Raw genomic sequence first — 23,592 nt, 5'->3', positions numbered from 1 at the left:
GTTTGAATCGAATTTCAACACGTTGGCTGTACCATTTGGTTATTTGGACGATCCTCGCCACATTAATGGTGTTTGTCGACACCATTGCCATCAAAGAAGATGCTGGGATCTATGAGGAAATCATAGGGTTAGGCATTGGCCTGTCCGTGGCATTTGAGTGTTTTCGCTATAAAAGCATGCGCATGGCTACCTGGCTGTGGATTGGTTGGCTGGTATACGGCTTGGGCAATCTCTTTGATGTGCTTGATGAAGTGGTCAGTAGTGAAAAGTTCAAGGTGCTTTATCTTGATACCAGCCTAACCATTATGGGCATGGTGTTGATTTCTTATGGCTTCCTAAAGCAGACCGTCGCCGGCGAAAAAATGATTGCACAGCTCAATGGTGAAGCGGCAGCGAATAAATCACTGCGGGCCAAGTTGTACAAAGATGCCCGCTTGGATGAGCTTACGCAGTTAGGTAACCGTCGTGCCTGCTTTGAGCGGTTCTCCAAACTTGGGTTGATCACTCATCGCCTTTACTACTTTGACCTCGATAAATTCAAACAGTGTAACGATACCCACGGCCATAAAATCGGCGATAAAGTACTGAAAATCTTTGGTCAAAACTTGTCATCGACGTTTGGGTCGCAGGCTGCGTTTCGTGTTGGTGGGGATGAGTTTGTGGCATTCAGTAAAAATGAGCATGGCCTGGGTGCGTTGTCGGCTTCACTTTGCACTGGCATTACTGATTATGGTGTGGATGTCAGCATCGGATTTGTAAATGTGAAAGCCGATGCCAATATCGACGAACTGCTCAATCGAGCAGACGGAGAAATGTATAAAGCTAAGTTTCGCCGTCAATCCCGCGCTTGATTGGGCGCAATGGCTTTAAGGTGTATCCTCGCTCTTCGCATGTAAATGCGATAGATGAAGGCCAGCGTTACGCATACCATGGCGGGAAGCACGAAAGCTTTTTCTTTAAGAATAGGAAACAGCATCGCACTGAGTGTTCCGCCCAGCACAAAACCGACGGCAATCACCACAAACAGCACCAGCTTCCGGCGGTTAACAGGCTGTCCTCTTAACCTTGCCCCAAACATCAAACCCAAGTCAGTAATAATGCCCGTGATGTGTGTGGTGCGAACAATGGCACCGCTGTAGCTGGTGACCAAACCATTTTGAATACCACAGGCTGCTGCCGCGAGATACAAGCCATAAACGGCATTGTGACTCATCGGATAGATAGCGCCCAGCAGCAGGGCCGCTTCAACAATGAGCAGAAAGTCGTAGCGGCGGCCGAGTGACAGGGTGCCGTCTTTCAATATAAAGCCAGATAATAGCGCGCCACCGAAAAATCCCGCCAGAATGCTGAGCAAATGCACCAGCTTTACAGGATGACTGTTGATGATATCCGTACCAATCAATGTCGCCGTTCCCGACAAATGCGAGATGGCTTGATGCTCAAAACCGAGCAAACCAATGCCATTGACATAGCCGGCTGTCAGCGCAAGAACAAAAGCGCCGTACTCAACCCATTTGGGCAGTTTGGATATCACGCGAGAACCTTTATTGAAATGGATGTGTAAAGTGGGCGAGAAGCCCAGAGAAAGGGGGGATTTTACCTCATTCGAACCGCGTGCATGCGGCTTAGATCAAACACACATGCACATTTTTCTTTGGGCGGAGAGTTTCAGTTCAGCGGGGTGATGGTGATATCACCATAAATGACGCATTGGCATGCAAGGCGGCGCTTGTCGCCATCCATATCGAGATCATGAAGAAGATCCTGTTCTTCTTCGGTGCGGGGGGCTAGATTGTTCATGCCGGACTCGACATCAATCAAGCAGGTGCCGCAAGCCGCAGAGCGACAGCCAAAAGGCACTTCACTTTCACCTGTATCTTCCAAGTCAATCAGCGAGCTACCGCTAGAAAGCTCCACACTGTTTCCGGTTTTGCCGAACGTCACTTTAGGCATAGTCAGTCTCCGAAAAGCCGTCATTTCACATCAGTTTGTTGGTTCTAAGGTCAACATCCCCTAATAAAAGCGTAGATTCAACACCTTGATGTTTCGAATTTATCGGCGTTTCTCGCCATAAGAGCAGATCGAACGTGTGATGGACTGCGTAAAAAGACGAAACCCTTGACCCTGATGACTTGATGCCTTCATCACCAACCCAAAACCGAGATGCTATCAGCCTAGTCTGGTTCAAACGCGATTTGCGTCTGACCGACCATGCGCCGCTACAGGCAGCGATAGCATCGGGCTTACCTGTCCTACTGCTATATATATTTGAACCGATACTGCTTGAGGATGAACATTACTCAGAACGCCATTGGCGATTTGTTTGGCAATCGCTGGAAGATCTGAACCAACAACTTGCGCCTTTTGGCGGCAAAGTGCTGGTGGTACGAAGCGAATGTATTGAGGCGCTGTCATCTCTTCATACCCAGTTCAAGATTAAAACCCTCTACTCCCATGAGGAAACGGGGTTAATGAAGACGTTCACCCGGGACAAAGAGGTAGGGAAATGGTGCGAAGAACATGAGATAGACTGGCAGGAATATCAAACCGGTGCGGTAAAACGTGGGGCAATAGGCCGTGATGGATGGGACAAAGCGTGGGACAAAACCATGCGGGCACCTGTCGTCACACCGAATCTTGAAACCGCTGCGTTTATTAACGTCCAATCTGCTCACCTGCCAGAATTTGTGCCACCAGCAACGTGGCATAACAAACAACGGGGAATGCAGACGGGCGGTCCCATGTTGGCGTGGAAAACGCTACATAGTTTCTACGACGGGCGGGGGAAGTCGTATGCGTTCAAAATCTCCAAGCCTGCAGAAAGTCGCAACCATTGCTCCCGACTCTCGCCGTATCTCGCGTGGGGAAACATCAGTGTGCGTGAGGTCTACCAGACTTTATTACAACATTGGAATGAACCGGGATGGCGACGGTCATTGAGTGCGCTGTCATCGCGGTTTCACTGGCACTGTCATTTCATTCAAAAATTTGAGAGTGAATGCGAGATGGAGTTTCGCCATGTTAACCGTGGCTATGAAGCATTCCCCTATAGAAAAGATGAAGACGTCATCAAGGATTTAGCGTGTTGGATGCAAGGCACGACAGGTTATCCGCTGGTGGATGCGTGCATGCGCTGTCTTCATGCCACTGGCTACATCAATTTTCGTATGCGCTCCATGCTGGTCAGTTTCCTTTGCCATCACCTCAATATTGACTGGCGATGGGGTGTAAAACACTTGGCGAGTCTCTTTTTGGACTTCGAACCCGGCATTCATTACGCCCAGTTTCAAATGCAGGCAAGCGTGACAGGCACGAATACCATTCGGATTTACAACCCCACCAAACAAGCACAGGAGCATGACCCTGACGCTGCATTTATTCACCGCTGGCTGCCGGAGTTGAAGCAAATCCCTTCGCCTTTAGTGTTCGAGCCTTGGCTGTTAACGCCGCTGGAACAGCAAATGTACGGAATCAGCATCGGTGAAGCAGGGGATTATCCAGAACCTTGTATCGAGCTTGATGGCGCATCAAAAGCAGCTCGAGACAGATTATGGAGCTGGAAAAAACGTGCGGAGGTGAAAAAAGAGAGCCAGCGGATACTTGCCGTACATGTGCGACCGGAGTGATTTCATGTCGAAACACTTGTCAAAGAAATGAGCGTATATCGTTTGCTGTGCTATTTGTTTTTATAAGGCAATTGAACAAGGTACTGCCATGTCATCTCACGCTTCCGAAACTGAAATGTCCGTTGTTCCCACCAATATCGTTGGGCGTATTCAACATCTGACGCGACGAAAAGATCTCGATTTTTCTGAGTGGGTCAGGGAGTTGCTGCAAATCGCTACGTGGCAATTTGACGCAGATTGCGCCTGCTTTTCCCGTATCGACAATCTCGAATTGGAAGTCGTGGAATGCTATTCGAATGGCAACGTGGTCTCGAAAAAAGCAGGCGACGTGGTGGCTTTGGGCAGCACGTTTTGCAGCGTGACGGCGGGCATGGAAACGCCGCTGATGGCACCGGATACCAGAAAGAATGAAAAGCTCTCAGGTCATCCCGGCGTTAACCGACTGCCAGAGGCCTATTGGGGAGTGGCGATCCGTTTTGGCGGTGCAGTGTGGGGAACACTGAGTGTAGTGGCAGATGCCGACGGCAGCGCAAACCCGGGCAACGAAGGCATCTTGACGCTGCTGGCAGGAATTCTGGAAATTAAACTGGAGAATGAGGAATACCGCGCGGAGCTTAACGGAGCGCGTGAATCTTACCGCCAACTCAGTGAGCGTCTCGAAAACTTGCAGCAGGTGGATATCCTGACTGAGCTGCCAAGCCGCAGGGCGCTGTTTGATTATCTGAATAGAGAGCTGAATCAGCTGATAAGGCGAGATGGGGAAGGCGCGATTGCATTGGTTGATATTGATAATTTCCACGCAATCAATGAAAAGCATGGGCATGAAGAAGGTGATCGGATATTGAAAGGCGCAGCGACCGCCTTGCGTCAGGCCGTTCGAAACTACGATTACGTGGCAAGATACAGCGGCGAGCAGTTCCTGATTTGGTTGCCGGACACCTTGCAATCGGAAGTGGTAAAAGTGTGCGAGCGGATGTCGGAAGGTGTCGCGCAGTGCTCAATTGACAATAAACCGGTGACCATCAGCATCGGTTATTGTGCTTTCCGGAGCGACAGTGAAAAACAAATTCCCTATGACCGCGCCGTGGACAAGTTGATCAACCTTGCTCACAACGCCTTGTCTGAGGCCAAAGTGAAAGGACGCAACTGTGCGATGTCAGCGTCCAAAAGGCCCGTCACGATTACCTCAATCACAAACTGAATCTCCAAACACGTTGCACTCAACGATACAGATAGACAGACAGAAAATAGTTTATCTGGTCGTTGATGTACTTTATCGCTTTCTGTCGATCGCTCGATTCTCCACCCTCAGTAATATCCCACGGAATAAATTTTTCATACTTCGGTAAAGGCTTGCCTGATTGTACCGATGCTGGATTAAGTGCAATCAGATAATCGACGTTGTTTCGGTGGTACGCCTCAATCGGTCTGAAGTGCGAATCTGAGCAGGCAATGTTGTATTGCTTCAGTGTTTGACAGGCTGTGGCGACATCGCAACTGGCACTGGTGTAGGCACTGTAGCTATCAAAGTGACTGTCTGCTTTATGCGCCAAAATCGCGCCTGCCACTAAGGAATAGCCTTCTTGACCGTCACACAGGAAAAGGACGGTTGGTTTGTGTTTCAAGCGAACGTCATGATCGGCAAGCGATGACGAGCCAACGCTGGATGAGGTGCTTGAGCCAACTGAGGCGGGTTGAGCCATGTCTGTACTCTCTTTTATTTATTGGAATGTTTGAAGCCACTGCGTTGAGATGCCCAAGCAGCCTTAAGGCGTGGAATCAGGCAGACGCACTTCTTTTTAGTGCCAATCAGCAAGCGAAATTCCGCGATAAAGCGTTGTCAATACGGCAAAAAAGACAGATGCGGCGAGGGTGAGGCACGGAAATAAACTAGGCAGGAATTATGTCAACGCGATGAAAGATGGGTGTCATTGATATTTCAGTTAAGTGACATTGCTCCCTGTAATTAAATGTTCACATTTCATTAAGGTTAGTGTCACAAGCGATCTCTAATTTTGATAGCAGGTTTTGATAAGAAATCGAATAACGGTCAGTGAGGACACTGACAGTTGAACTCAAAAAACTATCGACTTGGAGGTTGATGTGAAACTTAAGGCTCTGATTGCGGCATCGACAGTATGCCTGTCAGTATTCGCTGCGAATAACGCTGCTGCAGCGACTCGTGACTACATTAGCATTGTTGGTTCTTCAACAGTGTACCCGTTTGCTACCGTTGTAGCGGAACGCTTTGGTCGCACTTCAGAATTCTCTGTACCGAAAATCGAATCTACCGGTTCTGGCGGTGGTCTGAAGCTGTTCTGTGCAGGTGTGGGTGAAAATACCCCAGACATCACTAACGCATCGCGTAAAATCAAAAGCTCTGAAATCGAGCTGTGTGCAAAGAACGGCGTTAAAGACATCACCGAAATCAAAGTAGGTTACGACGGCATCGCTTTCGCTAACTCTAAAAAGTCTGAGCAGTTCGATATCACTCTGAAAGACCTTTTCACTGCACTGGCGAAAGTGGTTCCTGATGCGAACGGCAACCTCATCGAAAACCCGAACAAAACCTGGAAAGACGTCAACCCTTCTCTTCCAGCGACCAAAATTGAAGTTCTGGGCCCACCACCAACGTCTGGTACTCGCGATGCGTTCGTAGAGCTGGCAATGGAAGGTGGCTGTAAGCAATACCCAGAGCTGAAAGCCATGAAGAAGCAAGACAAGAAGAAGTACAAAGCAGTTTGTCACGGCATTCGTGAAGATGGCGCGTTCATTGAAGCGGGTGAGAACGACAACCTGATCGTACAGAAACTGGACGCGAACCCTAATGCATTCGGTATCTTCGGTTACAGCTTCCTCGAGCAAAACTCTGACAAAGTTCAGGGTGCGAAAATTGGCGGCGTAGTACCAACGTTTGATGCGATTGGTGACGGCTCTTACCCAGTATCTCGTTCACTGTACTTCTACGTGAAAAACGCACACGCAGATGTGATTCCTGGCCTGAAAGACTACGTAACGGCCTTCACTTCTGAAGATGCGATTGGTGACGAAGGTTACCTGACTGACCGTGGTCTGATTCCTCTGTCAGCTCGCGATTGGAAACTGGTTCGTAACGATGCGGTTGAATTGAAACCAAACCTGTAAGTTACCAACCCGAGGTGGTGCACTTTTTAAGGTGCGCCACCTTTTGCTGTATTTGCCCGAATCGAATTGAAACATGGTTTGGGTAAAAAAGGATTTAAGGAATACGGATGCAGACGTCCACATTGATGGTGATAGTCGCGCTGTTTGCAATAAGCGCTTTTGTACTCGCCAAAAAACGCTCCAGGGAAGTGGCTACCATTGAAGGTGGTTTGAAAAAACTTCACTCCCGACCCGCCTACTATGGTTCCTTTGCTGCAATTTTAGCGGCGGTACCTGCGGTGATTCTTCTTCTGATCTGGCAAGCCATAGAACCCAGTCTGGTTCACTCTTTGGTGATGGCCCAGATCCCGTCATCTACGCTACAAGCGCACGAAAGTATGACGCTGCTCTACAGCCAAATCGTGCACATTGCGAATGGCGTTTTGAAGACAGAAGATCCTGCGTTGCTTGCAGCATCAGAACACTACCACCACTTACAAAGTATTGGACTGACGCTGAGATGGGTCGCGGTACTGACTGTGTCTCTGGTAGGTTTGGCGGCTGGCTGGCGAATGGTTCGCCCTAAGCTGAAAGCACGTCACTATGTGGAAAAGTGTCTGCAAATATTCCTGATGTTCTGTTCAACACTGGCGATCCTGACGACGGCAGGCATTGTGCTTTCCGTGTTGTTCGAAGCGATTCGCTTCTTCCAGATTATTCCCGTCACGGACTTCCTGTTCGGGACGCAATGGTCACCGCAGATTGCCCTGCGTGCAGACCAACAAGGTGCAAGCGGCGCATTTGGTGCGATTCCGCTGTTCACTGGCACTTTGATGATTTCCTTTATTGCCATGTGTATCGCAGCGCCCATCGGTTTGATGAGTGCGATTTACCTGGCCGAATATGCCTCACCACGCGTGCGCAATATCGTTAAACCTGTTCTGGAAATCCTCGCCGGTATTCCAACCGTGGTTTACGGCTTCTTTGCCGCCCTGACGGCTGCGCCTTTTATCCGTGATGTCGCTGAATCGATTGGACTTAGCAGTGTTTCCTCGGAAAGTGCTTTGGCAGCAGGTGCTGTCATGGGCGTGATGATCATTCCTTTTGTTTCATCACTGTCTGATGACGTGATTACCGCGGTACCGCAGTCTCTCCGCGACGGTTCTTTAGGCTTGGGTGCTACGCGTTCTGAAACCATCCGTAAAGTCGTGTTGCCCGCAGCGCTCCCTGGCATCGTGGGTGGCTTGCTGCTCGCAGTGTCACGCGCGATTGGTGAAACCATGATCGTGGTGATGGCGGCAGGCTTGTCGGCAAACCTCACCGCGAACCCGCTGGATTCTGTCACCACCGTCACCGTACAAATCGTGACCTTGCTGGTGGGTGACCAAGAGTTTGACAGCCCTAAAACGCTGGCTGCGTTCGCACTGGGCTTGACATTGTTCGTTGTAACACTGGCACTTAACTTTGTTGCACTTCGAATCGTGAAGAAATATCGAGAGCAGTATGACTGATAAATTATTAAAACTGGCAGAGACCAAACGCGAGCGAGTCAAAGCGGGTGTAGCCCGTCGTCGTGCCAAAGAGAAGCGTTTTCGCTTCTACGGTATTGCTTCGATTTCGATGGCGTTTGCGTTTCTGATTGTCTTGATGACCACCATTTTTTCCGAGGGTTACACCGCGTTTTTCACTACCGAAATCGAGCTTCAGGTCGATCTTTCTCCCGAAGCGCTCGGCATTGATGGCGACGAAACCGACCCTAAAGTGTTGATGGGCGCAAGCTACCGCAAAGTGCTTCGTCAGGCGCTTCGTGAAGAGATTGAGGTTGATGGTCGTAAACAACGCCGCGCACTTTACAGCTTTATCTCAAACGGTGCGGAATACGACCTGCGTGACAAGGTAATGGCGGACCCGTCGTTGATTGGGACGACCATCACTTACTGGGCGCAAGCAGGCGATAACTTTAACCAGTACAACAAAGGCAACATCAAGGCGAGCACGCCGGAAGATGGCCGTCAGTTCAAGAACCTTCAAATCGAATGGTATGACGAACTGAAAAAAGAAGATCGTATTCGTACCGTATTCAACACCAAGTTCTTCACCAATGGTGACAGCCGTGATCCAGAACTGGCTGGCATTTGGGGTGCAACGGTGGGGTCCTTCTACACCTTACTGGTGACTTTGGTGCTGAGCTTCCCAATTGGTGTCGCTGCAGCGATTTACCTGGAAGAGTTTGCGCCACGTAACCGCGCGACTGAGCTGATTGAAATTAACATCAACAACCTTGCAGCTGTGCCGTCTATTGTTTTCGGTCTGCTGGGTCTGGCGGTGTTTCTGAATGTGGCTGACTTGCCGCGCTCGGCGCCGGTGGTAGGTGGTTTGGTACTGACACTGATGACGCTGCCAACCATCATTATTTCCAGCCGCGCTGCAATCAAAGCGGTTCCACCTTCGGTGCGTGATGCTGCATTGGGTGTGGGCGCATCGAAAATGCAGATGGTGCTTCACCACGTTTTGCCGCTGGCCATGCCAGGCATGCTGACTGGTACCATTATCGGTATGGCGCAGGCGTTGGGTGAAACTGCACCGCTGCTGATGATCGGTATGGTGGCGTTTATTGTTGACGTTCCTTCTGGTCCGCTGGATGCAGCCACCGCGCTGCCAGTACAAATTTATCTCTGGGCGGAAAACCCGGAAAAAGGTTTTGTTGAGAACACCTCAGGCGCAATCATGGTATTGCTGGCGTTCTTGGCACTGATGAATGCATGTGCCGTTATCATGCGTAAGCGCCTTGAGCGCAGATGGTAGGAGTATGGATATGACAACCGTAATGACTCACACAGGTGAACTGAATCAAATACCTCAAGAAATGGCGGCTGAAAAAACCGCGGCGCCAAAAGAGACCTGTGGCCTGCCATTTGTCACGGCTCCTCGCATGACAGCGCGTGATGTCAGCGTGAGCTATGAAGGTGGCGCAAAGTCTGCCATTCGTAATATTAATCTCGACATCGGTGAGAAACAGGTGTTGGCGATGATTGGCCCTTCAGGTTGTGGTAAATCCACTTTCCTGCGCTGTCTGAACCGCATGAACGACACTGTACCGGGTTGTGAAGTGAAAGGTGAAATCCTGCTTGATGGTCATAACATCTATGCCAAGGAACAGGAAATTGTTGAGCTGCGTTCGCAGGTGGGCATGGTATTCCAGCGCCCGAACCCGTTCCCGAAATCTATTTATGACAACGTGGCTTATGGGCCTCGTATTCATGGCTTGGTGGATGGCAAAGATGAACTGGATGGCGTGATTGAAGAATCGCTGCGTCGTGCAGGTCTTTGGGCTGAAGTGGCTGACCGCCTTGATCAGCCAGCAACTGGCCTTTCAGGTGGTCAGCAGCAGCGTCTTTGTATCGCCCGTACTATCGCGATTGCGCCAGAAGTTATCCTGATGGATGAGCCTTGTTCAGCGCTTGACCCGATTGCTACGGGCATCATCGAAGAGCTGATCAGCGAACTGAAAGAGAACTTCAGCATTGTGATGGTGACCCACTCTATGTCACAAGCGAAGCGTGTTTCTGACCGTACTGCATACTTCCATTTGGGTGACCTGGTGGAAGTGAATGAAACAGCGCGTGTGTTCGAAGAACCTGAGCACAAGCTAACCCGCGACTACATCGGTGGCCGCTTCGGCTAATCGCTGACGCCAGAAATTCAAAAGGCGGACATATTGTCCGCCTTTTTTCTGATCAGCTACCTACTGTGATTGCTATTAGCCAGCGTATTTGAACACAGTGTTACCGTCTTTAATGGTCTCCAGTACCTGAATGTCTTTGATTTCCATCGGCTCGACGGCCAGTGGGTTTTTGTCCAGCACGACTAAATCCGCGCGCTTGCCCACTTCAATGGTGCCTTTTTCGTCTTCCTCAAAGTTTTGGTAAGCAGCGGTTTTGGTGACGGCTTCCAGCGCTTGGTAAGGAGTGATTCTGTGGTATTCACCTAATACTTCACCTGAACGTGTAACTCGGTTTACCGCCGTCCACATGTTGAGCAACTGGTCAGGGAAAGCAACCGGCGCATCCATATGAATGGTGTAAGTGAGTCCGAATTCATTTGCCCAGCCCATAGGAGAGATGTTTGATGCTCTCCAAGGACCAAGCACTGAATCGCGGTGGTAATCACCCCAGAAGAAGGTATGGGCAGGGAAATAAGACGCCATCATACCTGCATCTCGCATACGTTTAATTTGGTCCAGGCGCATAGTTTGGGCGTGAATCGTGGTGGTTCGGTGGTCACGGTCCCCATATTTCGCATTTGCCTTTTCAACCGCATTGAGAAGAAGATCGGCTGCCGCATCGCCGTTTGCATGACTAATGAGCTGAGCGTTATTTTTGAATGCCAAATCCACGTAGTGATTCATTTCATCTTGATTGAGTACCGGGTAGCCATGGTAGTGATAGGAGTGGCTATGAGGCACCTTGAAGTATGGCGTTGATAGGAATGCAGTTTTGCCTTGAGGAGAGCCATCTCCGGTGATTTTCATGCCAGCCAGCTTCAGCCCGTTGCTATATTCGCCAAGCTTCATGTTTTCAAGCACCGTTTCGAAGTCGACCCATTTTGCGTAAGCCAACACATCGATTTTTAACTCGCCTGCATCTGCCATTGATTTAATCAAACCTAATGTCGAGGCTGTTGCCAGTCCTTCCTGCGCGGTCGTTACCCCATAACGTGCGAATAGATCCTGCGCTTTGTTAAAGTTTTCGATGGCTTCTTCTTGGCTACCTACAGTCAGGTGAGGAAAGAGCGCATAGGTGGCAGACTCTTCAATTAGCCCCGTCAGCGCGCCGTTTTCATCTTTGTGGATCACGCCACCACTTGGGTTTTCTGATGCATCGGAATAACCGATTTTTGCCAATCCCGCACTGTTACAAACCCCTAAATGCCCAGACACATGCATCATACAAAGGCTGAAGTCTCCCGTTACTTTATCCAGCTCCTGCTTGTTCGGGTGGCGTTTTTCTTCCAGCACGGAATCGTCATAGCCAAACGCGATATGCAAAATGCTTTTATCCAAGTCTTGGGAGAAATGAGTCGCCAACTGTTCTTGGATTGCAGGGATGCTGTCACTGGCTCCCATTGGGGATGGGTAAACAAATAGTGAGTTTGCCAGCGGGATGTAGTTGGCAAAGTGACCATGGGAATCAATAAAGCCGGGTGCGACTGTTTTCCCCTCAAGGTCACGAACTTCTGTTGTGCTTCCTTTTGTTTTTAGGACTTCCTTCGTGCTGCCGACAGCAACGATTTTTCCGTCTTTGATCGCCACTGCTTCGGCTCTTGCCTGTTCGCCGGTAACGGTGACGATGTCTCCGTTTTTCAAAATCAAATCCGGTGCGGCTAGCGCCATGGTAGAGGAGAGTGCAAGAGCGACAACTGAAAGCGGGAAGATTTTCATTTCGACCTCTGAGTTTAGTTTTTGTTTTAAATGATTTTTTGAACTTGTCGCTATTTTTAAACGAATATCCAATACGACCAAGTCGGTTTTGTTAGGGTATTGCTTACAAAAATAAGAGGTAGACGAAATGCATACGTTGGAACAACTCACTACCTTTATCGCGGTCTATGAAAAAGGGTCGTACAGCGCTGCGGCAAAGCTGTTGGGGAAATCGCGCACCACGGTGCGTGAGCACGTGATGGCATTTGAGGATGGAGTGGGATATTCACTATTTGTGATTGAAGGTCGAAAGGCAATCCCCACTGACAAGGCTTCTAAGCTGTATTTTCAGGCCAAAGTAGTAGAGAAACAAAACCGCGAGCTCTACCACTTCAGCCAAGCCTTATTTGACAGTGACGTGCACTCGGTAACCATTGTTCATGATGTGTTTGCTCCTATGACCATGATGGTCAATATCGAAGAGAAAATTCGACAGCATTATCCGAATATCACGGTTAACTGGCTTCATAGAACACGCCCAGAGGCCCTGGAAATGCTCAATGAAGGCTCAGCAGATCTGGCATTAATGCCAAACCGCGATATGGTTTTTGCGGAGACGGAAGTGACCTGGAGAAGTATTGCCAACCTACAACTGAAGTGTTTTGCATCTGTCTCGTCTCCGCTGGCTGCTTTGGAAGAAGTGACGATCAATGAACTACAGGGTCAGACACAGTATCTGACAGAGAACTTTCTCGCGTTGGATGTGGGCTTTGCCAAGGTCTCTCCACGGCGTCATGTAGTGAGTAACCATGATTTATTGTGTGAGCTGATTAAACGAGATGGGTGGGCAGTTATGCCGACAGATTATCTGTTGCCATACCTAAATTCTGGTGAGCTGGTGGAGCTCAATATCAAAGAATCTCCTATTGGAAAAGGTATCGGGCTCAATGTGTTCTTTGCTATCGGCAAAGATACCCAGCAGGAGTTTGCCGATATCATCGATTGGTTTGAAGAGCAGGGGCGCCTGCTTGGCTGAGACCTTGATTCCATAGCCCGAAAGTACGTATTAAGTGTCTGCCAAATAGACTAACTGAGCAAAGCCTGTGCAAACGGACGAATTTCAGGAAATTCGGGCTTTACAAGCTCGCGAGGGCTTTGTAATATGCGCGGCACTTACGGAGAGATGGCTGAGTGGTTGAAAGCACCGGTCTTGAAAACCGGCATACGTTAATAGCGTATCTAGGGTTCAAATCCCTATCTCTCCGCCACATTAGAAAAAAGCCCGCTCACTGAGCGGGCTTTTTCGTATATGGAATAAACCTGTGGAGATAGGGATGCAGAACCCTAGACCCTAGGTTCAGCCGAGCGAAGCGAGACAACGTTGCCCGGCGAAGCCGAATAGGCAACGGCCCGAAGGGAAGGGCGCGAAGCGACCGCATAAATCCCTATCTCTCCGCCACATTCTTTCTTAAAAAGCCTTTGAATTTCAAAGGCTTTTTTGTATCCCTGCCAAGAAATGTCGCACCCACACAAAGAGGTGAGACATATGTACCTGCAAAAAATGCCTTCGGGCGTGTTCCATTTCCGTAAAGCTATGCCTCGGGATTTGACAGGGATCGGTTACCCCTGCCATATCAAAATCAGCCTGTTGACCAAAGATCGGTCGCTTGCCATCAGCCGTAATCTGGACATCGCCAAAATTGTTCATGAACTGTTGGCAAGTTCACCAGAGGCATCGTATCCCACGTTTAAATCACAAATTGACAGCCGGGTCGATGCACTTCGCCGTGAGTATAGTTCCTCGGGACTGGTGCGTGTCACTGCCGCAGAAAGCGGTCAGGTGCATGCAACCTACAGCCGACTTTGCTCCATGCAAGATGCGCTGGACCGTTTTATCGACTATAAGTCTCAGGCAGGACTTCGCGCTCTGACAGTGACACAACTGTCGCAGCGCATCGGCCACTTTGTGGCATTCAGTGGTAACAATGTCCTGGCGAGCATTACGCGGTCACATCTGCATGCCTATGTCAGGGGGGTTGTTGCAAAAAATTAATTGGTCGGATTTCACCGCACAGTTTTCTGAAATTACGTATAAATCACCTCGACATTAAAGAGACGATTCATAAAGGCGGATCTCTCCCGCACAAGTACTTTACGTTCATCCTGACGTAACCAGAAATCAAACTGGCCTTTATTCAACATCCGTAGAGATTCGAATCCCTGAAGGGTTGACCAGGCACGCTTTCGTTTTTTAAAACCGCCAGTGCCTGCAACGAGTTTCTTGATGGGGGCATGATCAGATTCAATACCATTGTTGAGGTATTTCACTTGCCGTTGCTCAACATCCGCTCTAAGTCGTCCTTCCTTCTTCAGGCGGGCAATCGCATTGTCATAGGAGGAATGCTTGTCGGTGTTTAACGTTTTAGGTTGAGTCTCTACATCATAGCCTCTTAGGCATCGCTTCAAGAACTGATAAGCGGCGTCTTTATTACGTTGGTGGGAAAAATAAAAGTCCAGTGTCTCGCCTTGCTTGTTGATAGCCCTGTACAGGTAATGCCATTTTCCTTTCACCTTGACGTAGGTTTCATCGAGCTGCCACGACGTGTCTGCACGGATGAACTGATAACGGCGTAATTTCTTGCGTAATACTGGGGCATACTCAATAAACCAACGGTAAATGGTCGAGCGGTTAACCGAGACCCCTCGCTCCTGCAGCATATCGCTGAGGTTGGCGTAGCTCATGGGAGTTGAGCCATACCAGCGCAGGCACCAAAGGATGATTTCAGGCGCGAAGTGTTTCCATTTGAATTCGTTGTTGGCCATCTATCTGTTATCCGCCAGGGAGAAATGAGACGATTTTGGGTCACGAGGGATTTTTTGCAACAACCCCAACGAAGCCGCTGCATAAGCCAGCGGCTTTTTTTATTTACATTCGAATTAAATCCACTGTAAAACTGAAAAATCATCTTTTCAAATTCGAGCCAGTTATTCGAATTTGCGCCTAACACTGTGGTTTTTATGCGATTCGATGTATGTAACTGGCACTTCTGACTTGCTCAGGTATAGTGGTCGCCATAACAAATCCGTGCTTGAATTGAACGTAGGCACGGAATCTAAAATCACAACCCAATTGAGATTTGACATGAACGTACTCGTAACTGGCGGCGTTGGCTACATTGGCAGTCACACCTGTGTTCAGATGATTGAAGCAGGCCTAAATCCTATCCTTCTCGATAACCTGCATAACAGTAAACTTGCGGTACTCGAACGCATTGAAAAACTGACGGGCAAAAAGCCGACGTTTTATCAGGGCGATATCCGTGACAAACCGTTTCTGGCCTCAGTGTTTGAAAAAGAAAACATTGATGCAGTCATCCACTTTGCTGGCTTGAAAGCCGTGGGTGAGTCGGTTGAGAAGCCGCTGGAATACTACGACAACAATGTTAACGGTACTCTGGTGCTGGTGGATGCGATGCGTGATGCAGGTGTTCACTCGCTGATTTTCAGCTCGTCAGCAACCGTTTATGGTGACCCGGCTTCTGTGCCAATCCGTGAAGACTTCCCAACGTCAGCGACCAACCCTTATGGCCGCAGTAAGCTGATGGTGGAAGAGTGTCTGACTGACTTCCAAAAAGCGAACCCAGACTGGAGCATTACTCTGCTTCGCTATTTCAATCCAGTGGGCTCGCACAAGTCGGGTGAGATGGGTGAAGATCCACAAGGTATTCCAAACAATCTGATGCCGTTTATTTCACAAGTAGCTGTTGGTCGTCGTGAATTCCTGTCGGTATTTGGTGATGATTACCCAACCCGTGACGGGAGTGGTGTACGTGACTACATCCACGTTGTCGACTTGGCGGAAGGTCATCTTGCTGCGCTTGATAAAGTCGGCAAGAAAGCGGGTTTGCACATTTATAACCTGGGAACTGGCGACGGTAAGAGTGTGTTGGAAATGGTAGCTGCGTTCAGTGAAGCATGCGGTAAAGATATCGCTTACCAAATTGCACCGCGTCGTCCTGGTGATATTGCAGAGTGTTGGGCAGACCCTGCCAAAGCGCAGCAAGATCTTGGTTGGAAAGCAACCCATACCTTAAATGACATGGTAGAAGACACCTGGCGTTGGCAGTCAAAGAACCCTCAGGGTTATTAAATAACGCCTTTTAGAAATACCAAAGCCCGCTGATACTTCAGCGGGCTTTTTCTTTTTTTTCAATTACGCTGTTACCGCTTCCAGTTTTCCACGCGCTTTGGTGATGTACGCCTTCATCATAAATGCCACACCCAGTGCCACCACAAATGCACCACCGAAGATATAGAGCGTCAATTCATAGCTTCCGGTAACGGAGCGCAGGTAAGCGGCGATTTGCGGGCCAACCAAGCCAGCGGCTGCCCAAGCCGTGAGAATGTAACCGTGGATCGCGCCAAGTTGTTTGGTACCGAACAAATCACCAATAAATGCTGGCAAGGTTGCGAAGCCACCGCCGTAACAGGTCATGATGGTGAAGAGCACTACTTGGAACATCAACACACTGCCGATATTCGGCAATACTGCAAACAGCGCAATCTGCAGCACAAAGAACGCAATGTAAGTGTTCGCGCGTCCCAAGGAGTCAGAGAGTGTCGCCCAACCTAAACGTCCGATGCCGTTAAAAACAGCCATTAAACCGACGACGGCAGCCGCTTCGGTGGGGGAAAGCCCAATGGTTTCTTGTGCCAGTGGAGAAGCAGAGTAAATGACACCAATACCGCAGGAGATGTTGATAAACATCATGATCCAAAGCCAGTAGAACGGTGCGGTCTTCACGGCCTCATTAGCGGTTTGCTGCGTCAGATCCTTTGTGATTTTCTGCGCGCCGGAAGCGACGGCTTCTTTCATGCCATCAGGCATCCAACCTTGAGGTGGGCGCTCAAGATACAACGCAGAAAGATACATCACGGCCATATAGGCGATGCCAGAAGCGTAAAAAGTGAATGGGATGGAGAAGTTTTCCATCAGGTAACCAAACACCGGACCGCCAATCATGGCACCAAATCCAAAGCCCATAATCGCAAGGCCAGTGGCAAAGCCGCGTCTGTCCGGGAACCATTTCACCAACGTGGAGACAGGTGTGATATAGCCAATGCCAAGACCGATGCCGCCGAATACGCCGTAGCCGAGCCACAGCAGATAGATGTTGCCAACAGAAGTACCGAAGCCGGCAATCAGCAAACCTGAACCCCAGAAGGTGGCTGCCAGTAAGCCTGCTTTTCGCGGGCCATGCTTCTCAACGAAGTGACCCATAATCGCTGCGGAAAGCCCCAAAAAGAAAATAGCTAAACTGAAGGTGCTCGCAACGGCAGATCTGTCCCAGCCAAAGGTTTGTTCGAGAGGAAGGTTAAATACGCTCCATGCGTAGACTGAGCCGATAGAGCCATGGATACCCACGGCAGAAGCGGCAATAAGCCAGCGGTTTTTCATATCGATATCCTTATTGAATCAAGATACCTGACACGTTACTGACTGAATGATTGGCAACAGTTGATTTACATCAACCGTGCTGAGCGACATATTTTCTTACAAACTCGAAAGTCGACGAAGCTGCACAGATAGCTGATTCATTTATGCCATCAATGCATTGATTTCTAGTCGGAAAGATTTGCTGACACAGTAGGGAATTCAATTTAAATGCTATTAATACAATGAGTTATATTGGTTTTGGCTTAGTATGCATTTTCTGATGGATGTATGGGCTAGATCGGGAGATTCTTCTGAATCCAAATTTCCACAAATGAATAACTTCGATCAATGTTTGGTTTTGAGTTGGGCTGAAACAATTTTGAGGTCGAAATAAATATCCGAATGGGAAGATAACAAGTGAATAACCAGCCGATGATGCCAGAGTAAAATTATTCTATCGTTATATGTAAATTAATATCACGAGATATATGGTTATTATTATCGATCTGTCTGGGTGGGTTGGAATATAAAGATAATTATACTGTTCGGTGATTTAAGCTGAATATTCCGAAGTGATTACTCTAATTTTTCTAACTGGAAATATTTAGATACAAAATGTCATATTTTCCAACGGCTTTTATTCCTGAGTCAGAGAAGTCAAAAAGCCACCCAATTGGGTGGCAAAAGTATATAAACGCCCGACTGAGATTGGGCAAGGTTACATTACATCTTTCACTTACAGCAGGGCAGGAACCCCAGGGAGCTGTCCTACAACACCGAGCGCGCCCACACAGACAATCAATGCCGTGAGTGGAATGCCCAGACGGTCTGTGCGGCCGAGAGACGCAGCGCGCTCTTTGTTGCCAATCAAACCCGTGTTATCCAAAAGCATGGTTAGTGCCCAGCCAAATACCGGGTTCACCAGCGCACACGCAAACATACAGATACCGGCACTTTGGGAGTTACGGGCGTTTTTCACCATTTGCATGCCCGCTTCCAGCAATGGCAGGAACACACCAACCAGCAAAGCAACACGAAGCACAGGTTCCCACATCGCCAAGTCCATCGGGTAGCCAATCACCGCAGCCGCAATACACAGCACACCGGTTAACAGCGCGCCACCGGGAATAGGACGTTTGGCAATCGCCGCTGGAATCATGTAGGTACCCCAAGAAGAAGCGAGGTTACCGCCACCCAGACCTGCACCAACTATCTGACGCACAGAACAAACCGTCATGGTGTCGTCCACATTCATCAACGCGCCTTTGGCGGTTTTCGGGTAATTCAGTTCCTGGAACACGCGGTGTCCAAGGAAATCCGGTGACCACATGGCTACCGCCAGCACAGCAAACGGGATCACCGCGATGTAGTGCTCAAGGCTTGGCCAGCCAAGTTGCCAACCAGTGTCTTCGCCCCACCAGTAGAACGGGCTCATATTTGGCAGGCCAGGTTCAGTGGTGAACTCAAAAGGCACGCCCATGGCGAACGCGATGATACCTGCAACCGCAGAACACAGAGGAATCGCCAGCCAACGTTTTTCAATCTTCGCAAGGTAGGCGTAAATCACGATGGTCGCGAGAATCACAACAAAGGAAACATGACTCAGCCCAGTGGACGCTGACCAGGATTCAAATGCGGTCAGCTGACCAATCAGGCCGACGGCACCGAGGTAAATCAACAGGCCGCCCCGCACACCTTCACCGGTAAGCTTCACAAGGTTGGAGCCGCCTTTGGTGGCGCTGAGTACTAAGCCAAACACGCCTACCATTATTCCCAGAGCAAGCGGGTGACCACCTGCCGCAGCAATCAGAGGAATGAGAGGAATCATCGGGCCATGCGTACCTGCAAGATTGGTCAGCGGGTTAAACATGGCAGAGAAGAAAATCGCGAACAGCAGACCTGCAATAAGGAGTTCGAAACGCACGTTTTCGGCTACAAATTCAGGGGATAAACCGAACTGCGCAGCAAAGGCGGCAACCATGGCGGTGACCATCACGACTTTGCCAATGGTTGCCGCAATAGCTGGCACCCAGTCTTCTATTTCAATACCAAAATCACGGTAAGGGAGATGGAGTTTCCAGCGTTTGTAATTGGCAATATTTAATTCATGTTCGAGGTATTCAGTGCGGGAAGAAAATTCATAGGATTGCTTCCGCTGAGAGGCGTAATCACGTCCTTGTTCTTGACTCATATTCACTCCGATGAGTTAAAGCTTAATTGCTGTTAATTATTTGGAGTGAAGAGAGTGGTGATATTGATGTGCATCATGTTAGCTGTGCCATTAATCGATTTTCGGGATATAAACGCGTCTGAGTTCACGTAAAAACAGAGTGAATTACATCGTGTTCTAATTAATCTGAATGATGGCGGGAGAAAAATGTGCAAGAAAGTAGATTTTAATGCACAATATTCTAGATCTTCGTGTTTGAAAATAAAAAAATCCCGCAGCATTTTCGCGCTGCGGGACTTCACATTCACTCAGTCGATGAATCAGGACTTATTAGCAACTTTGCCAAGTTTCATCCAGGTATCAACCACGGTATCCGGGTTGAGTGAAACAGAACTGATACCCTGATCCATCAGCCATTGCGCCAAGTCATCGTGATCCGAAGGACCCTGCCCACAGATACCAACGTACTTACCTGCTTTGGTGGCGGCATCAATCGCCATCTTCAGCATGGCTTTCACCGCTGGGTTGCGCTCATCAAACAGATGCGCGACATCACCGGAATCACGGTCAAGGCCTAGCGTCAGCTGGGTCATGTCGTTTGAACCAATGGAGAAGCCATCAAAGTACTTCAGGAAGTCTTCCGCCAATACCGCATTGGATGGCAGTTCACACATCATGATGACTTTAAGACCCTGCTCGCCGCGGCGCAGGTTGTGTTTCGCCAGAAGGTCATTCACTTCTGCCGCTTCACCTGTAGTGCGAACGAATGGGATCATGATTTCAACGTTCTTCAGACCCATTTCGTCACGCACGCGTTTGATCGCCTGAGTTTCCAATTCGAAGCAATCTTCAAACACTGGTGAGATATAACGTGAAGCACCACGGAAGCCCAACATAGGATTTTCTTCATGGGGTTCGAACTCGCTGCCACCAATCAGGTTGCTGTATTCGTTCGATTTGAAGTCTGACATACGCACGATGACGCGCTTTGGCCAGAAAGCGGCACCAATGGTCGCGATCCCTTCGGTCAGTTTGCTGACATAGAAATCGACCGGATCTTTGTAACCGCGAATGCGCTCATTGATGGTTGCTTTCAGTTCGTCGCTTTGTGCGTCAAAGTTCAGCAGGGCTTTCGGGTGAATACCAATCATCTTGTTGATGATGAATTCAAGACGGGCAAGACCGACACCTTCGTTCGGAATTTGGGCGAAATCGAATGCACGATCAGGGTTACCCACATTCATCATCACTTTGGTTGGCAGCATTGGCAGTTCGTCTACCGCAGTTTGGCTGACCGCAAAGTCGAGTTTACCTTCGTAAACGTAACCTGTTTCACCTTCAGCACAAGAGATAGTCACTTCCGCACCATCACTTAGTTTGCTGGTGGCGTCGCCACAACCAACGATAGCTGGAATACCAAGCTCACGGGCGATAATCGCTGCGTGACAGGTTCGGCCGCCGCGGTTGGTGACAATCGCAGAGGCTTTCTTCATCACCGGTTCCCAATCCGGGTCAGTCATGTCAGTGACCAGCACGTCACCGTCTTGCACCAGTGACATTTCATCCAGTGATTTCACGATACGGACACTACCGTTGCCGATACGCTGACCGATAGCACGCCCTTCCACCAAGACACCCGCTTTGGCGCTTAGCTCGTAACGTTCAATCACGTTGCCTTGCTTCTGTGAGCAAACCGTTTCAGGACGTGCCTGAACAATGTAGAGCTTGCCGTCGATCCCGTCTTTGGCCCACTCAATGTCCATTGGACGTTTGTAGTGTTTCTCGATGATCATCGCTTGTTTGGCAAGCTCTGCGATTTCATCGTCGTTCAGCGAGAACTGGCTTTGCTCTTCTGCTGAGGTGTCGATGATTTCAACCTGCTTACCAATCACCTGACTGTCAGCGTAAATCATCTTGATCAGCTTGGAGCCGAAAGTGCGTTTAACTACCGCAGGATGACCCGCTTCCAGCAGTGGCTTGTGCACATAGAACTCGTCTGGGTTCACCGCACCTTGCACCACCATTTCACCGAGACCCCAAGAGGAAGTGATAAACACTACCTGATCAAAGCCTGATTCTGTGTCCAGCGTAAACATGACGCCAGATGAAGCTTTGTCTGAACGCACCATGCGCTGAATGCCCGCAGACAGAGAGATACCACGGTGATCAAAGCCTTGATGCACACGGTAAGAAATGGCGCGGTCATTAAACAATGAGGCGAATACGTGCTTGGTTGCCTCAAGCACAGCGTCGATGCCTTTAACGTTCAGGAAGGTTTCCTGCTGACCGGCGAAGGATGCATCCGGTAAATCCTCGGCTGTCGCAGATGAACGCACAGCAACGGAGAGCTCCGAATTTCCGTCTACCAGCGTTTCGTAATTGTTTCGGATATCCTGCTCTAAATCAGCAGGGAAGGGGGCATCCAGTACCCATTGTCGAATTTGGGAACCGGCTTTGCGTAGGGCTTCAACATCTTCAATATCCAGTTCATCGAGCACTTGGTGAATACGATCATCCAGACCTTCGTAATCAAGAAACTGGTTAAACGCAAACGAAGTGGTCGCAAACCCATTCGGGACAGAAACGCCAACATTGGCGAGGTTGGAAACCATTTCGCCCAGTGAAGCGTTTTTGCCGCCGACCTTGTCAACATCATCCATGGACAGGGTATCGAACCAGAGGGTGTTCTTTTGCATGTCTTTCTCCAGAAACTATGCAGTTTTTGTATTGGGTTTTGGGCGGTAAACCTTAAGTTTGGGCTAAAAAAACGCTATGGGTTTCAAAAGCTGAGCAAACGTTAATGGCTGACCATTTGTTGTTATTGTTATGTTTGTATCCTAATAAAATTTTGCGAGCAGATTAACCTTTGAAGCACACAGAAATTCAAACCCGAGACGTCTTTTATGTCTCGGACGGGACAGCCATCACATGCGAGACATTAGGGCATGTTGTTTTGGGGCAGTTTTCCTTTGTCCCAAACGAGAAAACGTTCCCTTTTGTCGAGTCTGAAGACAAAGTGGCGGATTTGGTCAAACAGATCCAACAATCCCACGATAAACATGGGGTAAAACCGCTGGTTTTCTTCTCCATGGTCGTTCCCGCTATGCGTGATCAACTGCTGCAGGCGCCAGCATTTTTCTACGATGTTCTGGAAAGTATCGTCCAGCGTGTGGCAGAAGACACACAAATCGAGCCCAAGCCAAAACTTCAACGTTCCCGCAGTGTCAGCAAAGATTCAGACACCTACTTTGACCGCATTTCGGCGATTGAATACACCTTGGCGCACGATGACGGCATTTCTTTAAAAGACCTGGATAAAGCCGACATCATTCTGCTGGGTGTTTCTCGCAGCGGTAAAACCCCGACCAGTCTCTACATGGCGATGCAATTCGGCCTTCGTGTGGTGAACTATCCGTTTATCGCGGAAGACATGAAAATGCTGCGTTTATTGCCGGAATTCGAGTTCCAGCGTCACAAGTTGTTTGGTTTGACGATTGAACCAGAACGCCTGACCCAGATCCGTCAGAACCGGCTTTCAGGCAGTGAATACGCCAGTAGTGAGCAGTGTGAACAGGAGATCGCAACGATTGAATCTTTGTTTCGTCGTGAAGCGATTCCTTATATCAACACCACCTCATTGTCGGTTGAAGAAATCTCCACCCGAGTACTGGAGAAAACTGGTCTCAAGCGTCGGTTGTTCTGATCATAGGGGCTGTTGACCTTTGGTGATGATTTTTGCAGCAGTTTGTGGGGATTTTATGCAAGGCAGAGGTTTCGATGTGTAGCTGGCCTACATGAGAAGCCGATAACGCAGCAG

General features: G+C 49.1%; 19 protein-coding genes, 1 tRNA gene and 1 other RNA gene. 13 read left to right on the top strand and 8 right to left on the bottom strand.

The features are described 5' to 3' along the window. Positions 1-2: 2 nt before the first annotated feature. Positions 3-851 carry a GGDEF domain-containing protein gene (locus tag D515_RS24410; protein ID WP_039850654.1) on the top strand — a complete coding sequence of 283 codons (849 nt, stop codon included), beginning with the start codon at positions 3-5 and terminating at the stop codon, positions 849-851. Here D515_RS24410 and D515_RS24405 read toward each other — a convergent pair. Beyond that, the gene (locus tag D515_RS24405) at positions 836-1,534 is read right to left on the bottom strand and encodes a YoaK family protein (protein WP_002542660.1); all 699 of its coding nucleotides are present in this window, start codon (positions 1,532-1,534) and stop codon (positions 836-838) included. The two genes, D515_RS24410 and D515_RS24405, sit on opposite strands and share 16 nt — an antisense overlap. A gap of 134 nt (positions 1,535-1,668) precedes the next feature. Further along, positions 1,669-1,953, bottom strand: a complete 285-nt coding sequence (locus tag D515_RS24400; protein ID WP_002542658.1) for a 2Fe-2S iron-sulfur cluster-binding protein — start codon at positions 1,951-1,953, stop codon at positions 1,669-1,671. A gap of 182 nt (positions 1,954-2,135) precedes the next feature. Between D515_RS24400 and D515_RS24395 the strand changes: the two genes are divergently transcribed. Both D515_RS24395 and D515_RS24390 read left to right on the top strand, forming a co-directional pair. After that, positions 2,136-3,626 (top strand): FAD-binding domain-containing protein, encoded by a 1,491-nt coding sequence (locus D515_RS24395; protein ID WP_002542656.1) that lies wholly within the window; start codon positions 2,136-2,138, stop codon positions 3,624-3,626. Positions 3,627-3,714: 88 nt separating this feature from the next. Next, positions 3,715-4,827 carry a GGDEF domain-containing protein gene (locus tag D515_RS24390; protein WP_002542654.1) on the top strand — a complete coding sequence of 371 codons (1,113 nt, stop codon included), beginning with the start codon at positions 3,715-3,717 and terminating at the stop codon, positions 4,825-4,827. 19 nt (positions 4,828-4,846) lie between these two features. Here D515_RS24390 and D515_RS24385 read toward each other — a convergent pair whose 3' ends face one another. Continuing rightward, the gene (locus D515_RS24385) at positions 4,847-5,329 is read right to left on the bottom strand and encodes a hypothetical protein (protein WP_002542652.1); all 483 of its coding nucleotides are present in this window, start codon (positions 5,327-5,329) and stop codon (positions 4,847-4,849) included. A 400-nt stretch (positions 5,330-5,729) separates the two neighbouring features. Between D515_RS24385 and D515_RS24380 the strand changes: the two genes are divergently transcribed. The 4 genes from D515_RS24380 (at position 5,730) to pstB (ending at position 10,434) form a co-directional block, all read left to right on the top strand. Continuing rightward, a complete protein-coding gene (locus tag D515_RS24380) occupies positions 5,730-6,770 on the top strand; it encodes a PstS family phosphate ABC transporter substrate-binding protein (RefSeq protein WP_002542650.1) in 1,041 nt (346 codons plus the stop codon). A 107-nt stretch (positions 6,771-6,877) separates the two neighbouring features. Then, entirely contained in the window at positions 6,878-8,260 is a 1,383-nt protein-coding gene (pstC, locus tag D515_RS24375) for a phosphate ABC transporter permease subunit PstC (protein ID WP_002542648.1), read from the top strand. Next, positions 8,253-9,554, top strand: coding sequence for a phosphate ABC transporter permease PstA (pstA, locus tag D515_RS24370; protein ID WP_002542646.1), 1,302 nt, complete (start codon positions 8,253-8,255; stop codon positions 9,552-9,554). The genes pstC and pstA overlap by 8 nt, the downstream gene beginning before the upstream one ends. 10 nt (positions 9,555-9,564) lie before the next feature. Then, positions 9,565-10,434 carry a phosphate ABC transporter ATP-binding protein PstB gene (gene pstB, locus D515_RS24365; RefSeq protein WP_002542644.1) on the top strand — a complete coding sequence of 290 codons (870 nt, stop codon included), beginning with the start codon at positions 9,565-9,567 and terminating at the stop codon, positions 10,432-10,434. A 75-nt stretch (positions 10,435-10,509) separates the two neighbouring features. Here pstB and D515_RS24360 read toward each other — a convergent pair whose 3' ends face one another. Then, a complete protein-coding gene (locus D515_RS24360; protein ID WP_002542642.1) occupies positions 10,510-12,189 on the bottom strand; it encodes an amidohydrolase in 1,680 nt (559 codons plus the stop codon). A 127-nt stretch (positions 12,190-12,316) separates the two neighbouring features. Here D515_RS24360 and D515_RS24355 point away from each other — a divergent pair, with 127 nt between their 5' ends. From D515_RS24355 to D515_RS24345, 4 genes are all read left to right on the top strand, one after another. Continuing rightward, the gene (locus tag D515_RS24355) at positions 12,317-13,204 is read left to right on the top strand and encodes a LysR family transcriptional regulator (protein WP_002542640.1); all 888 of its coding nucleotides are present in this window, start codon (positions 12,317-12,319) and stop codon (positions 13,202-13,204) included. Positions 13,205-13,345: 141 nt separating this feature from the next. Further along, positions 13,346-13,436, top strand: a tRNA-Ser gene (locus D515_RS24350). A gap of 45 nt (positions 13,437-13,481) precedes the next feature. Beyond that, positions 13,482-13,627: non-coding RNA, RtT sRNA (locus D515_RS25595), on the top strand. Positions 13,628-13,714: 87 nt separating this feature from the next. Continuing rightward, positions 13,715-14,221, top strand: a complete 507-nt coding sequence (locus D515_RS24345; protein WP_002542638.1) for a DUF6538 domain-containing protein — start codon at positions 13,715-13,717, stop codon at positions 14,219-14,221. Between the two features lie 32 nt (positions 14,222-14,253). On the opposite strand, the gene D515_RS24340 is transcribed toward D515_RS24345, so the two are convergent. Then, positions 14,254-14,991, bottom strand: a complete 738-nt coding sequence (locus tag D515_RS24340) for an IS6 family transposase (protein ID WP_002542636.1) — start codon at positions 14,989-14,991, stop codon at positions 14,254-14,256. Between the two features lie 319 nt (positions 14,992-15,310). Here D515_RS24340 and galE point away from each other — a divergent pair, with 319 nt between their 5' ends. Continuing rightward, complete coding sequence (gene galE, locus D515_RS24335) at positions 15,311-16,318, top strand: UDP-glucose 4-epimerase GalE (protein ID WP_002542635.1); 1,008 nt, start codon at positions 15,311-15,313, stop codon at positions 16,316-16,318. Between the two features lie 63 nt (positions 16,319-16,381). Here galE and D515_RS24330 read toward each other — a convergent pair whose 3' ends face one another. The 3 genes from D515_RS24330 to ppsA all read right to left on the bottom strand — a co-directional run bounded on the left by D515_RS24330 (position 16,382) and on the right by ppsA (position 22,471). Continuing rightward, positions 16,382-17,626 carry an L-lactate MFS transporter gene (locus D515_RS24330; protein WP_002542632.1) on the bottom strand — a complete coding sequence of 415 codons (1,245 nt, stop codon included), beginning with the start codon at positions 17,624-17,626 and terminating at the stop codon, positions 16,382-16,384. A 715-nt stretch (positions 17,627-18,341) separates the two neighbouring features. Further along, positions 18,342-19,796, bottom strand: coding sequence for a DUF3360 family protein (locus tag D515_RS24325; RefSeq protein WP_002542630.1), 1,455 nt, complete (start codon positions 19,794-19,796; stop codon positions 18,342-18,344). Positions 19,797-20,095: 299 nt separating this feature from the next. Continuing rightward, entirely contained in the window at positions 20,096-22,471 is a 2,376-nt protein-coding gene (ppsA, locus tag D515_RS24320) for a phosphoenolpyruvate synthase (RefSeq protein WP_002542628.1), read from the bottom strand. A 170-nt stretch (positions 22,472-22,641) separates the two neighbouring features. On the opposite strand from ppsA, the gene ppsR reads away from it, so the two are divergent. Next, the gene (gene ppsR, locus D515_RS24315) at positions 22,642-23,478 is read left to right on the top strand and encodes a posphoenolpyruvate synthetase regulatory kinase/phosphorylase PpsR (RefSeq protein ID WP_082111454.1); all 837 of its coding nucleotides are present in this window, start codon (positions 22,642-22,644) and stop codon (positions 23,476-23,478) included. Positions 23,479-23,592 lie beyond the last annotated feature (114 nt).

This window comes from Grimontia indica, assembly GCF_000333895.2.
GTDB classification, from domain to species: Bacteria; Pseudomonadota; Gammaproteobacteria; order Enterobacterales; family Vibrionaceae; genus Enterovibrio; species Enterovibrio indicus.
The sequence above is the reverse complement of the archived record's forward strand: the minus strand, read 5'-3'. Positions and strand labels throughout refer to the sequence as shown.

Excerpts from the sequence above, each read along its gene's own strand:
- D515_RS24400 (WP_002542658.1), bottom strand. The coding sequence starts at position 1,953 with ATGCCTAAAGTGACGTTCGGCAAAACCGGAAACAGTGTGGAGCTTTCT.
- D515_RS24395 (WP_002542656.1), top strand. The coding sequence starts at position 2,136 with ATGCCTTCATCACCAACCCAAAACCGAGATGCTATCAGCCTAGTCTGG.
- D515_RS24390 (WP_002542654.1), top strand. The coding sequence starts at position 3,715 with ATGTCATCTCACGCTTCCGAAACTGAAATGTCCGTTGTTCCCACCAAT.
- D515_RS24385 (WP_002542652.1), bottom strand. The coding sequence starts at position 5,329 with ATGGCTCAACCCGCCTCAGTTGGCTCAAGCACCTCATCCAGCGTTGGC.
- pstC (WP_002542648.1), top strand. The coding sequence starts at position 6,878 with ATGCAGACGTCCACATTGATGGTGATAGTCGCGCTGTTTGCAATAAGC.
- pstA (WP_002542646.1), top strand. The coding sequence starts at position 8,253 with ATGACTGATAAATTATTAAAACTGGCAGAGACCAAACGCGAGCGAGTC.
- pstB (WP_002542644.1), top strand. The coding sequence starts at position 9,565 with ATGACAACCGTAATGACTCACACAGGTGAACTGAATCAAATACCTCAA.
- D515_RS24360 (WP_002542642.1), bottom strand. The coding sequence starts at position 12,189 with ATGAAAATCTTCCCGCTTTCAGTTGTCGCTCTTGCACTCTCCTCTACC.
- D515_RS24355 (WP_002542640.1), top strand. The coding sequence starts at position 12,317 with ATGCATACGTTGGAACAACTCACTACCTTTATCGCGGTCTATGAAAAA.
- D515_RS24345 (WP_002542638.1), top strand. The coding sequence starts at position 13,715 with ATGTACCTGCAAAAAATGCCTTCGGGCGTGTTCCATTTCCGTAAAGCT.
- D515_RS24340 (WP_002542636.1), bottom strand. The coding sequence starts at position 14,991 with ATGGCCAACAACGAATTCAAATGGAAACACTTCGCGCCTGAAATCATC.
- galE (WP_002542635.1), top strand. The coding sequence starts at position 15,311 with ATGAACGTACTCGTAACTGGCGGCGTTGGCTACATTGGCAGTCACACC.
- D515_RS24330 (WP_002542632.1), bottom strand. The coding sequence starts at position 17,626 with ATGAAAAACCGCTGGCTTATTGCCGCTTCTGCCGTGGGTATCCATGGC.
- D515_RS24325 (WP_002542630.1), bottom strand. The coding sequence starts at position 19,796 with ATGAGTCAAGAACAAGGACGTGATTACGCCTCTCAGCGGAAGCAATCC.
- ppsA (WP_002542628.1), bottom strand. The coding sequence starts at position 22,471 with ATGCAAAAGAACACCCTCTGGTTCGATACCCTGTCCATGGATGATGTT.